Here is a 10,970-nt window from a genome sequence, read left to right as displayed (position 1 = left end):
TGGGCGCGTGCCGTCAGGTCGGCCAGCACCGCCGGAAAGTATCCCAAGGCGATGTCGGCGCTGTCTTCGCTGAGTAACTTGCGCGGGTCGCGCGTGGTCAGGGGCAGCACGCGCAAGGACACGCCGGGGGCCTGCAACTCCAGCTGGCGGGCCAGCCCGCCCATGAGTTCGGCCGCGGTGGCGTCGGCCATGGCCAGCACAAAGGTGCTGTTGGCTTGCTGGGGCTCGAAAGCGCTGGGCACGATGGCCGCCTGCAATTGGCGCAGGGCCTCGCGCACGCTGGGCCACAGGGCCAGTGCCCGGGGTGTGGGCTCGATGCCGTGGCCGTGGCGTCGCAACAGTTCATCGCCCAAGGCCTCACGCAACCGGCGCAAGGCGTTGCTCACGGCCGGTTGGGTGAGTGACAGGTTGTGCGCGGCGCGGGTCAGGCTGCGCTCGGCCATGACTTCGTCAAACACCCGCAGCAAGTTCAGGTCGAGGGTGCGAAAAGAGTGGGGGATGGCACTGGGCATACAGAGGTCTTCAGTCATCACCATTATGAATGAAGGCCATTATGAAGATAAAGTTGAATGACATTGGTATAAACCCTATGATCCAACACATGGTTTTGTTGATTTGGATTTCCAAAGAAAACAAAAGCGAATCAAGGGAACACAAAATGAACACCACCGTCCAATCTATCCTGGGCAACATACCCGCCGCCTCTGCGGTCCAAGCCGCCCCCAGGACCTCCAGCAAAACCCTCGCCAACCTGTTGCTCGCCGCGGGTGTGGCTGCACTGGTCGTCGGTGTCGATCAGATGATCGACGGCTGGGCCCAATCCCATGTGGTTGCCGCCTGGTTGGCGCTGTGGGCCGTGGCCGTGCTGGCCATTTGGGTGCTGCGCGGCCTGACACGCCACTTGGCGCAAAACCTGATGACTGGCTTGGACGCCTGGTCAGCCCACGTGGCCCGCGGCCGCGCCGACGAGCGTTTGTGGTCCATGGCCCAGTCCGATCCACGCTTGATGAGGGAGCTGCAAGTGGCCATGGACCGCGCCAGCGAAGCCACAGGCCCGGTCCGTGACCCGGAAACCCTGATGAACCGCCGCGCCGCCCGATTGGTGCGCGACCGCATGTACTACATCTGAGCGGGCCGTCTGAACGTGACGCCGATCTCGCTTCAGCGTTTGGACGCCATGTAAATCCCCGGCAAAATCAGCGCCGCACCCATCACGTGGTGCCAACCCATGGCTTCGCCCAAAACCAGCCAGGCGGCCAAGCCGCCATACAAGGGCCCCAGGTACATGCTGGCGGCCACGCGGCTGGCGCCCAGCACTTTCTGGCTGAAGCCATAGGCCCAATACGCCCCGATGCCGGGCAGCAGCCCAGCGGCCACCACCAGCACCGTGGCTTGCACCGTCCAGACTGGGTGGTCAGGTTGAAGCAATTCCCACAGGCTGAAGGGCAACAGCACGATCACGCCCCCCATGCAGATGGCGGCCAGGCGCGCAGTAGAGCCCAAGGGTGTGCTCCATTTCTTTTGCAGCAAGGCGAAGCCGGCCCAAGCGGCCATGGCGACCACAATCCAAGCGTCGCCGGCCACCCATTGCACCTGGCCCAGCGACAGCCACTGGCCTTTGACCACCACATGGAACACCCCGGCCATGGCCACCAGCACGCCCAGGCCTTGACGCCATGAAAAGCGCTCGCCCAACCAAACCACGGCACCCAGTGCGATCAGCACGGGCGATGCGGCATAGATCAGTGCGATGTTGATGGCCGAGGTCGTCTTGGCGCCTTGGTACACCCAGGCTCCGCAAATGAGCATGCCCAAAGCCCCCAACACCAGATAGCGCCCGCTGTCGGCCAAGGTGCTGCTGCGTTCGCGCCAAAGTTCGCTGCGCGCAACAAAAGCCAGAATCACGCCCGCCAAAGCCCAGCGGCCCAAGGCCAGCATGTGCGGCTCCACCACGCCGGGGGCGGAGCGCGCCACGATGTAATTGACCGACCACAAGGCGGGTGTGACCCACATCAGCCACAGAGCAATGCGGGTGCGGGATTCAGCGGTTTGAAACAAAGACATGGCCCCGATTGTGCAGGCCAAAAAAAACCGCCCCGGTTTGTGGTGGCCGGGGCGGTTGGAGACTCGGACGCCGGAGGGGCGCAGAACCTGATTTTCAAGCCAGACGCGACTGCAGCGCCGCTTTGGTGTCCAACAAGGCCTGGGGCAGGTGGTAGCTCAGCTGCGCAAAGTGCTCGTCGTGCAGCTTGAATTCGGCTTGCCAGGCGGCACGGTCGATGTTGGTGACGGCCTTGAACTGCTCAGCGCTGAACGCGATGCCATTCCAGTTGATTTCGCTGTAAGTGGGCGCAATGCCGAACATGGTCTCTTCGCCCTGGGCCTTGCCCTCCAAGCGGTCGATCATCCACTTGAGCACGCGCATGTTGTCGCCGTAGCCGGGCCAGACGAACGAGCCGTCTTCGCCTTTGCGGAACCAGTTCACGCAGTACATCGCGGGCAGCTTGTGGCCAGCGGCTGTGGCCTTGGCACCGGTATCGAGCCAGTGCTGGAAGTAGTCGCTCATGTTGTAGCCGCAAAACGGCAGCATGGCGAACGGGTCGCGGCGCACCACGCCTTGTGCGCCAAAGGCGGCGGCAGTGGTCTCAGACCCCATGGTCGCGGCCATGTAGACGCCCTCGGTCCAGTTGCGCGCTTCGGTCACCAGCGGCACGGTGGTCGAGCGGCGGCCGCCGAACATGAAGGCGTCAATGGGCACGCCTGCAGCGTCGTCCCAAGCGGGGTCCAGAGCGGGGTTATTGGTCGCAGCCACGGTGAAGCGGGCGTTGGGGTGAGCGGCTTTGGCACCGGTTTCTTTGGCGATCTGAGGGGTCCAGTCCTTGCCTTGCCAGTCGATCAAATGGTCGGGCAGCTTGCCGGTGTCTTTTTCCATGCCTTCCCACCACACGTCGCCGTCGTCGGTGAGGGCCACGTTGGTGAAGATCACGTCCTTGTGCAGGCTCAGCATGCAGTTGGGGTTGGTTTTCATGTTGGTGCCGGGGGCCACGCCAAAGTAACCGGCTTCGGGGTTGATGGCGACCATTTTGCCGTCGGTGTGCGGCTTGACCCAGGCGATGTCGTCGCCAATGGTGGTGACTTTCCAGCCTTCAAAGGCCGCAGGCGGCACCAGCATCGAGAAGTTGGTCTTGCCGCAGGCGCTGGGGAAAGCGGCTGCGACGTGGTACTTCTTGCCCTGGGGGTTGGTCACGCCCAAAATCAGCATGTGCTCGGCCAACCAGCCTTGGCGACCGGAGGGGCCCCCTGCGGCTTCCCGGCCCATGTTGGAGGCAATGCGCAGCGCAAAGCACTTCTTGCCCAAGAGCGCGTTGCCGCCGTAGCCTGAACCATAGGACCAGATCTCGCGGGTCTCGGGGTAGTGCACGATGTACTTGGTGCTGGGGTTGCAAGGCCAAGAGGTTTTGTCTGTTTCGACAACACCGTTGAGGGTGGCCAAAGGCGCGCCCACGGTGTGCATGCAGGGCACAAATTCGCCATCGGTGCCCAGCACGTCGAACACGGCTTTGCCCATGCGGGTCATGATTTTCTGGTTGACGACCACATAGGCGCTGTCGCTCAACTCGATGCCGATGTGGCTGATGTGCGAGCCCAAGGGGCCCATCGAGAACGGCACCACGTACATGGTGCGGCCCGCCATGCAGCCGTCAAACAGCGGGTTGAGGGTGGCGCGCATTTGCGCAGGTTCCATCCAGTTGTTGGTGGGGCCAGCGTCTTCTTTTTGGGCCGAGCAGATGTAGGTGCGGTCTTCCACGCGGGCCACGTCCGACGGGTCGGAGCAAGCCAGGTAAGAGTTGGCGCGTTTGGCGGGGTTGAGCTTTTTGAAGGTGCCCGCAGCGACCAGTTCAGCGCACAGGCGGTCGTATTCCTCTTGCGAGCCGTCGCACCAGTAAATGTTGGCGGGCTTGCACAGGGCGGCCATTTCGGCGACCCAGGCGATCAGTTTGGCGTTCTTGACGTAATGGGGCGTATTGAGGGCCAGGCCCTGCATCACGGGTGAGTTCATGGGAAGTGTTCCAAGTTTAAAAATCGTTTTTTCAAAAGCTCTGCGCAGGGGCTTTGAAAAAACGGCTGTGGGGCTGAGATACTGAAGGCTTTCGTCACGTGGAAAAGTGGATGTAACGGCGTTGTCACCAGCGGGCCTCGATTTTAGGGAGACTGCTTGTTTCGTGCCTGTAGGCCAGACTGAAAACCTCTTTAAAACTATGCAAAAGAAGCATGATGTTATGCGGGTTATGGCGGGCACCGATTTCCAGCCCCTTCGGCGCTTTGGGCTGTTGGCGGCCTTGGGGGCCTCGTGGTTCGTCCCGTGGGCGGCACAGGCACACAGCCCGGTCCGCATCAAAATCGCTGCCGCCAGCAACTTGAAGTTTGTGCTGGCTGACTTGACAAGCCAATACAGACAACAAACAGGCGTTCAGGTGGATGTGAATCTGGGTGCTTCGGGCAACCTGGCGCGGCAGATCTTGCAGGGCTTGCCGGTGGCGCAATTCATCTCGGCCGACGAGGTTTGGGTGGCCGAATTGGTCAAAGCGGGCACAACGGTGGACGCCGGGCAGCGCTATGCCACGGGCCGCCTGGCGCTGATCGTGCCTCAAAATTCAGCACTGCCGCTGGCCCAAGGTTTGGCGGCGGTGGTGCGTTCGATGAAGCCGGGCGACAAATTCGCCATCGCCAACCCGGCGCTGGCCCCCTATGGCGTGGCTGCCGTGCAGGCTTTGCAGCGTTCAGGTGTCGGGCCGCTGCCTGCAAACCAGAAAGTGCTGGGCGACCACATCGGCCAGGCCACCCAGTTTGTGGCCACGGGTGCGGCGCAGGCGGGCATCACCGCATTGGCGCTGGCCCAAGCCCCCGAAATCGCCCCCAGCTTGCAGGTCTTGCCCTTGGCCGCTGACTTGCACGCCTCCTTGCACCAGCGCATGGTGCTGCTCAAGGGCGCGGGTGCGGCGGCGGCAGACTGGCACCGGTTTTTGCTCAGCCCGCCCGCGCAAGCGGTGTTTGTGCGGCACGGCTACGCCTTGCCGCAATAATCCAGGCCAACACCCCATATTTCAGCTCAGCCTTCAAACCTCACAACATGGATTGGTCCGCCCTTCACGTTTCGCTGACCCTGGCGGCTCTCACCACCTTGGCTTTGCTGCCGGTGGGTTTGGCGCTGGCCCGCTGGCTGGCCGTAACCGCTTGGGCCGGGCGGCCGGTGGTCGAGGCTTTGCTGCTGCTGCCTTTGCTGCTGCCCCCCACCGTGATCGGTTTTTATTTTTTGGTGGCTTTTGGACAAGGCAGCACCTTGGGCGCTTGGCTGGCAGCCTCGGGCATTCGGCTGGTGTTCACCCTCGAAGGCCTGTTGCTGGTGAGCGTGCTGGTCAACTTGCCGTTCATGGTGCAACCGATTCAACGCGCCTTTGCAGCGGTGCCGCACAGCCTGCGCGAGGCGGCCTGGGTCTCGGGCTTGTCCACTTGGCAGACTTTTTGGCGCATTGAGTTGCCCCTGGCTTGGCCCGGTTTGCTGGCCGGCATGGCCCTCACCGTGGCGCACACGCTGGGCGAATTTGGCGTGGTGCTCATGGTGGGCGGCAACATCGAAGGCGAGACACGCACCCTGTCGGTGTCGCTGTACGACAAAGTGCAGGGCATGGATTTGCAATCGGCCCATGTGATGGCGCTGGCGCTGGTGGGCGTGTCTTTGCTGGCGCTCACGCTGGTGCTGGCCTTTGACCGGGTGGGCCAGCGCGGTCGCGCCTTGCAGGAGCGCTGATGCAAGGCTTGCAAGTGCAACTGCGCTCGGCCAGCCCGATTCGGTTGGAGGCCGAATTTGACTGCGGCGCGGGCGAGTTGGTGGCCCTGGTCGGGCCGTCGGGCAGTGGCAAAACCAGCATGCTGCGCGCCATTGCCGGCCTGTGGACGCCCGCCGATGTGCAGGGCCACATTCGGGTGGCGGGCCAGGCTTGGCTGGACACGGCAGCGGGCGTACAGCTCAGCCCGCAGCAGCGCCGGGCGGGGCTGGTGTTCCAGCATTACGCGCTGTTTCCGCACATGACGGCGCAGGCCAATGTGGCGCTGGCCGCTGGGCCGGGTTGGTCGAGCGCCGATGTGCAGACTTTGCTGGCCCGCTTGGGGCTGGCTTTGCTCAGCGAGCGCAGGCCCTCGCAACTGTCTGGCGGTCAGCAGCAGCGCGTGGCGTTGGCGCGGGCGCTGGTGCGTGTCATGCCCAGGCCCACAGCGGACGCCACCCCAACACCCCAAGCTTTGCCCGGTGTGTTGTTGTTGGACGAGCCGTTTTCTGCGGTGGATGCACCCACACGCCAGACGCTGTACCGCGAGCTGGCCGCATTGCGCCAAAAGGTATCGGTGCCCATGCTGCTGGTGACGCACGACCTGGCAGAAGCCCGCCGCCTGGCCGACCGGGTGGTGATCGTGGACGCGGGCCAGACCCTGCAAACGGGCGAACCCGCCCGCGTGTTTGCCAGCCCGCGCAACGCCCGGGTGGCCGAACTGGTGGGCATTCAAAACCATTTTGAGGGGCGCTTTTACAAGGACCACGCCGGCTGGGGGCGCTTGCGCTGGACCGATGCGGCGTCATCCGACACCGGTCTGGACTTGGCGGTGTACGACAAAAACAAGATCGACGATGCAACCCCTGTGACCTGGGTGCTGAACGGGGAACAGGTGGACGTGATGGCCGATGGCGAGGTGCCCAGTGTGGCGCTACAAGGCCATACCCGATTGCGCTGCCAGTTGCTGGAGGTCTTGTCGCTGGGTGAAATCAGTTTGTGCACGCTCAGGCCCGAAGCCTTGCCCAGACAAACCATCACCCTGAACCTGACCAGCCGCCTGCTGCAGCGTTTGCAGGTCGACTCGGGCAGCTGGGTTCAGTTGCAGATCGCGCCAGAGGCCCTGCACATCATGCCGGTGCGGACAAAATAAAACCCGCAAAGCGGCTGCTGTTGACCAACGATGGACGTATATCTCTTGCCCAGCTGCATTGGGTTGATGAACAGGACGCCGGGCAACAGCCTGAAGGAGTGAAGCATGGATTTGAAATGGCTTGAAGACTTGGTGGCCATTGGCAAAACGGGCAACTTGGCTCGGGCCGCCGACCTGCGACACGTCACTCCCCCGGCGTTTGGTCGGCGTGTTCGCGCGCTGGAGGCCTGGGCAGGCATGCCGCTGGTGGATCGCGAACACAAACCCCTGCAATTGACCGAGGCCGGTCTGCAACTCATGAAGCGGGCCCAGGAAAGTCTGCAAGGCTTGCACGATATTCGCGAAGAGCTCCAGCGCAACCGCCAAACCGACGAGGTTCTGAAACTGGCTACGGGCCGAACCTTGGCGCGCTCCTGGGTGGCCGACTGGCTGGTCCTTATCGGACAGACCGTCAATCCCAAGCGGCTTGAGGTCAGGACCGGCGGCTTGGCCGACACGCTGGTCTGGCTCGAAGAGGGGCGGGTCGATCTGCTGGTGGCCTATCACCATCCAGCCATTGCGCAACGCCCCCGAGGGCGCGGCTTCTTGCAAAAGGTGCTGGCCCAGGACAAGCTGGTGCCAGTTCGGCAGCGGCGCCTGCACCCAAGAAGCAAGGCAATCAACGCCCTGCCCTTGCTGGCGTATGCACCCAGCTTGGCCCTGGCGGGTCTGGTCGAAGACCATCTGGAGCGCTGCCCTTGCCCGGACAGCTTGCAAAGGGTGCTTGAATGTGATTCGGCAGATGCCTTGATGGAATACGCGATCAAGGGCATGGGTGTTTGCTGGTTGCCCTGGTCCTTGGTCGCCACGGCTTGTCAAGAAGGGCTGCTGGAGGTGTGTTGGGATCGCAGCATGGAAATTCCTTTCGAGGTGCGCTTGGTCCGTATGCGGCGAATGCTGGGCCCCATCGCGGAACAGGTCTGGCAGACCACCCCCGTTCTGTGATGCCAGAAAAGCAAGTCATATTGCTCAACTGGCCATGTAAGACGGCTTTGCTTGAACACAATGACTTTTTCTTCAATTCATGAAAGAGCCTGCAATGAACACCCAAGTCGTGCGACACATCCTCGGCCTTCTGGCCTGCACCCTGGCTGCCGTCAGCCCATTGGCCCATGCCCAGACCGGTAACTACCCCTCCAAGCCCATCACCATCGTGGTCGGTTATCCGCCGGGCGGCAGCACCGACCTGACCGGGCGCGTGGTGGCCGCCGCCCTGGCCAAGAGCCTGAACGCCACGGTTGTGGTCGAGAACATCGGTGGTGCCGGCGGCGCCATCGGCGCGCAAAAGGTGCTCAATGCCGCCCCCGACGGCTACACCTTGCTGGTGGGCGCTAACAACGAAGTGGCCATCAACCGCTTGGTGTCGCCCTCCATCAAATACAGCTGGCAGGATTTCAGCCCCATCGGCCTGATCGCCACGCAGCCCCTGGTGCTGGTCACATCACCCAAGATGGGCGTGAAAAACACCGATGAGTTCATCAAACTGGCCAAATCCAACCCGGGCCGCTTCAGCTATGGCAGCTCGGGCGTGGGCACTTCACTGCACCTGGCCGGTGAAATGGTCAAGGAACAGGCGGGCATCTTCATGACGCACATTCCTTACCGCGGTGTGGCCCCGCTGGCCATTGACCTGATCGGCAACAACCTGGAGTTCGGCGTGTTCGTGCTCTCCAGTGGTCTGCCCCACATCCGCAGCGGCAAGGTGGTGGCCCTGGGCACCACCGAAAAGAACCGATCGAAGGTCACGCCCGAGATTCCCGCATTGGCCGAGCATCCGCTCCTTAAGAACACCGACATCAGCACCTGGTTTGTGTTGATGGGCCCTGGCAAGCTGCCAGAACCGGTTGCCGCCAAACTGAAAAAAGGTCTGGCCGATGCCCTGCAAAACCCCGAGGTGCGCAGCAAGCTTGAAGCCTCCGGCTCGGCCGTGGCCCAAGGCGCGGTGGACATGAACAAGTTCCTGCGCGAAGAGACGGCCAAGTACCAGCGCATCGTTGACTTTGCCAAGATCCGCGAATGACACCGCTTCAATTCGATCTGCCCTGTCCCGACATCTCGATGTGGCGCCAGGGCAATACCGGCACCGAAGGCGTTTGGCATTTCGATTCGGGACAACCCGGTCGGCACGTCCTGATCAGCGCCCTCATCCACGGCAACGAACTGTGTGGCGCTTGGGCGCTCAAGGGCCTGCTGGAGGCGGGTGTTCGCCCTGCGGTGGGTCAGCTGACCCTGGTGTTTGCCAACCTGCGTGCATTCGAGCGCTTTGACGAGGCGAACCATGATGCATCGCGTTTTGTCGACGAAGACATGAACCGCCAATGGATGGACGAGCGCATCGCCGAACCTCGCACGCTCGAGCGCCAGCGCGTGGCCGAGCTCGCCCCTTGGGTGCAAAAAGCCGACTGGGTGCTGGACCTGCATTCCATGCACGAACCTGGCGCGCCGCTGCTGCTGACCGGTATGCATCCACGCAACCTGCAACTGGCACGCGAGCTGGCCAATCCGGTCCACATCGTGGTCGATGCCGGTCACAAGGACGGTGTGCGCATGCGCGATTACGGTCGCCTTGGCCTGTCAGATGACCATGCACCCGAGACGCGCTCATTGCTGATCGAATGCGGTTTTCATGGCGACTTGGCCAGCCGCGATGTGGCGCGCGACCTGTGTATCCGCTTCCTGGACGTGTCGGGTGTGCTTTCGGCTTCTGCCTTGCAGGCTGCATTGCCCGGCTGGAGACAGGCCGACGCCCCGCAACAGTGGGCCCTCGAAGTCACCGGACCGGTGGTGGCGCGCAGCGAAAAGTTCCGTTTCACCGAGCCGTTCAAGGGACTGGAATGCATCCCCAAGGCGGGCACGGTGATTGGTGACAACGATGGCGAGCCCGTCACCACGCCTTATGACGACTGCGTGCTGGTCATGCCCTCGGTGCGACAGGCCCGGGCTGGCGTGACCGTGGTGCGTTTCGCAAGGCGGCGGCCGTTGTAGCCAAGCCAACTCCCCAGGCCAGCCGCTGGCTGTGCTGGGGCGCTGCACATCATGCCGGTGCGGACAAAATAAAACCCGCAAAGCGCGAGCTGTTGCGGGTGGGTGGGGTGCTGCCTGAGTGGCGCACCGGGGAGCGGCAAAGCCTCAGGCCATGACCACGGCAATGAAGGCCAACAAGAAAATCAGCACGGCACCCGCGGCCGGAATGACCACGGGAATGTGTTTGACCACGTTTTCCACGGGGTCGTCAGAAGTGTGTGCGTCGTTGTGATTGGACATGGAGAGCCTCAGTACAAGAATGGCTGTATTGTAGCCAAGCCAGGCTGGCGGGGCGCTGACAACCCGGCTCACATCAGGGCATAGGTGGTGCTGGCCCGAAAAACGCTCTTGCCGTCGTCGGCCCCGGCCAAGTCAATTTCGCCAAAGGCCATGGCCTTGCCAGCGCGCAGCACCCGGGCGGTGACCAGCGCGTCCTGGCCTGACAGCGGTTTCATGAAGCTGCTCGACAACTGCACCGTGCTGCAGGGCCGGAACTGCCCAAAGTGGCTGATCAGCGCCAGCACCATGGCCGTGTCGGCCGCCGCCATCATGGCCTGCCCGCACAGCATGCCGCCCACCCGCGACAACTGGTCGCTTTGCGGCAAGCGCAGGGTCACGCTGTCGGCGTCAAAGCGCTCGACACGCAAGTTCAGAGTCTGCACCCAGGGGGCGAACAGGTCAGACAGGGCTTGCTGCAGGGTGTCGGTGCTCACGGGAGTGTGGGAGGGTGTCATGCTGGGCTCAGGGCAGGTTGCGGATTGCAGGTGGCGGTGATTATCCCGCCCGATGGGGATGATGGTGGGCCGCTGCGCCTGATCGGTTTTTGCACAGGCTATCACCAACAGCACAGGCCGGGCACTCAGGCCAACGTAAACTGAAAGGCCCCATTCACCGACCCGCAGGCATGGCATGAACCGCTTTTCTCCGTC

At 62.9% G+C, this 10,970-nt stretch carries 12 protein-coding genes; 7 read left to right on the top strand and 5 right to left on the bottom strand.

Translation table 11 applies throughout. From position 1 onward, the window contains the following. Positions 1 to 512: LysR family transcriptional regulator (locus ACIQ47_RS12625; RefSeq protein WP_396438446.1), on the bottom strand; the 512-nt coding region annotated here is incomplete at its 3' end. Between the two features lie 146 nt (positions 513 to 658). On the opposite strand from ACIQ47_RS12625, the gene ACIQ47_RS12620 reads away from it, so the two are divergent. Continuing rightward, positions 659 to 1,129 carry a hypothetical protein gene (locus ACIQ47_RS12620; protein ID WP_396438445.1) on the top strand — a complete coding sequence of 157 codons (471 nt, stop codon included), beginning with the start codon at positions 659 to 661 and terminating at the stop codon, positions 1,127 to 1,129. 32 nt (positions 1,130 to 1,161) lie between these two features. Here the strand turns inward: ACIQ47_RS12620 and ACIQ47_RS12615 are convergent, their stop codons facing one another. After that, positions 1,162 to 2,064 (bottom strand): DMT family transporter, encoded by a 903-nt coding sequence (locus ACIQ47_RS12615; RefSeq protein WP_396438444.1) that lies wholly within the window; start codon positions 2,062 to 2,064, stop codon positions 1,162 to 1,164. 94 nt (positions 2,065 to 2,158) lie between these two features. Beyond that, entirely contained in the window at positions 2,159 to 4,060 is a 1,902-nt protein-coding gene (locus tag ACIQ47_RS12610) for a phosphoenolpyruvate carboxykinase (GTP) (RefSeq protein WP_396438443.1), read from the bottom strand. Between the two features lie 220 nt (positions 4,061 to 4,280). Between ACIQ47_RS12610 and modA the strand changes: the two genes are divergently transcribed. The 6 genes from modA to ACIQ47_RS12580 all read left to right on the top strand — a co-directional run bounded on the left by modA (position 4,281) and on the right by ACIQ47_RS12580 (position 10,002). Further along, positions 4,281 to 5,084, top strand: coding sequence for a molybdate ABC transporter substrate-binding protein (gene modA, locus ACIQ47_RS12605; protein ID WP_396438442.1), 804 nt, complete (start codon positions 4,281 to 4,283; stop codon positions 5,082 to 5,084). A 47-nt stretch (positions 5,085 to 5,131) separates the two neighbouring features. Then, complete coding sequence (gene modB, locus ACIQ47_RS12600; RefSeq protein ID WP_396429663.1) at positions 5,132 to 5,809, top strand: molybdate ABC transporter permease subunit; 678 nt, start codon at positions 5,132 to 5,134, stop codon at positions 5,807 to 5,809. After that, the gene (locus ACIQ47_RS12595) at positions 5,809 to 6,978 is read left to right on the top strand and encodes an ABC transporter ATP-binding protein (RefSeq protein ID WP_396438441.1); all 1,170 of its coding nucleotides are present in this window, start codon (positions 5,809 to 5,811) and stop codon (positions 6,976 to 6,978) included. Before modB ends, ACIQ47_RS12595 begins: the two co-directional genes overlap by 1 nt. A 105-nt stretch (positions 6,979 to 7,083) precedes the next feature. Next, positions 7,084 to 7,962 carry a LysR family transcriptional regulator gene (locus ACIQ47_RS12590; RefSeq protein ID WP_396438440.1) on the top strand — a complete coding sequence of 293 codons (879 nt, stop codon included), beginning with the start codon at positions 7,084 to 7,086 and terminating at the stop codon, positions 7,960 to 7,962. 94 nt (positions 7,963 to 8,056) lie between these two features. Continuing rightward, on the top strand, positions 8,057 to 9,037 hold the full coding sequence (locus ACIQ47_RS12585) for a Bug family tripartite tricarboxylate transporter substrate binding protein (RefSeq protein WP_396438439.1): 981 nt from the start codon (positions 8,057 to 8,059) through the stop codon (positions 9,035 to 9,037). Next, positions 9,034 to 10,002 carry a succinylglutamate desuccinylase/aspartoacylase family protein gene (locus tag ACIQ47_RS12580; RefSeq protein WP_396438438.1) on the top strand — a complete coding sequence of 323 codons (969 nt, stop codon included), beginning with the start codon at positions 9,034 to 9,036 and terminating at the stop codon, positions 10,000 to 10,002. Before ACIQ47_RS12585 ends, ACIQ47_RS12580 begins: the two co-directional genes overlap by 4 nt. Before the next feature lie 144 nt (positions 10,003 to 10,146). Here ACIQ47_RS12580 and ACIQ47_RS12575 read toward each other — a convergent pair whose 3' ends face one another. Next, complete coding sequence (locus ACIQ47_RS12575; protein ID WP_396438437.1) at positions 10,147 to 10,281, bottom strand: hypothetical protein; 135 nt, start codon at positions 10,279 to 10,281, stop codon at positions 10,147 to 10,149. Between the two features lie 68 nt (positions 10,282 to 10,349). After that, positions 10,350 to 10,775: a PaaI family thioesterase gene (locus ACIQ47_RS12570; protein ID WP_396438436.1), complete on the bottom strand. Its 426-nt coding sequence runs from the start codon at positions 10,773 to 10,775 to the stop codon at positions 10,350 to 10,352. Between the last annotated feature and the right edge of the window lie 195 nt (positions 10,776 to 10,970).

It is taken from the genome of Limnohabitans sp., assembly GCF_044373035.1.
Lineage (GTDB): Bacteria > Pseudomonadota > Gammaproteobacteria > Burkholderiales > Burkholderiaceae_C > Limnohabitans_A.
Note: the sequence above shows the minus strand (reverse complement) of the source record. Positions and strands in the feature narration are given on the sequence as shown.